The 815-nt window shown below is 27.9% G+C and carries 1 protein-coding gene; it reads right to left on the bottom strand.

The window, feature by feature from the left end:
• A partial coding sequence (locus tag OF364_RS02985) for a hypothetical protein (RefSeq protein ID WP_263774128.1) occupies nucleotides 1-815 on the bottom strand: 815 nt, incomplete at both ends.

Raw genomic sequence — 815 nt, 5'->3', positions numbered from 1 at the left:
TTGAAGTTTTTGAGCTGTTTCTTGAAGTTTTCTATCAATTTCTTCAATAATACCTTTAATTCTTTCTTCTTCACCCTTAGCTTTATCTTCAGCAGTTTTTAAAGATTCTTTTAGGCTCTCTAAAAGCTCAGTTGCTTCTTGTTTAGGAGCATTATATTCTTTATCAGTTGCTTGTTGAATAACTGATTCAACATCTGTAATAGCTTTTTTAAGATCCTCAATAGCAGAATTTAATTTAGTAATGTCATTACCTGCATCTTTAGCACCTTTAATAGCTTTATTAGATTTTGTTTTAGCTTCTTTAAGAGCATCATCAATTGCCTTTTTAGCATTAGTTAATGCTGTATTAAGTTCAGATTTTCTATTATTAGCAGTATCAATTGTAGTTTTTAAAGTATTAATTAAGCCTTTAATTTCATCATTTTTATCATTTTTATTAGTGTTATAATCTGCTTCAGCTGATGTTATAGCATTAGTTAAATCATCTAGTTTTGATTTTAAAGGATCTATTTTATCTTTTTGAGCTTCAGCTCTTGCTTGTGCACTAGTTATTGCATTAATATGGTCTTGCAATAATTTTTTAAGATTCTTAACACGTTCATTTTCTTTTTCTTGTTCTGATTGTAATTTGGCTCTTAATTCAGCTAATGCTTTATTAATATTTGTAATATCACCAGCAATTCTAGTATCTAAATCAGTGTAACCATCATTATTAGCATTAGTTTTTATCTCACTGACTTTAGTTAGAGCTTTTTCATATGCTTGAATTGCTTGATTAATTTTAACAATTTCTGTACCTGTATTTTTAGCTAGAG

This window comes from Mycoplasma enhydrae (assembly GCF_025779955.1).
Classification (GTDB): domain Bacteria; phylum Bacillota_I; class Bacilli_A; order Mycoplasmatales; family Metamycoplasmataceae; genus Metamycoplasma; species Metamycoplasma enhydrae.
Note: the sequence above shows the minus strand (reverse complement) of the source record. Positions and strands in the feature narration are given on the sequence as shown.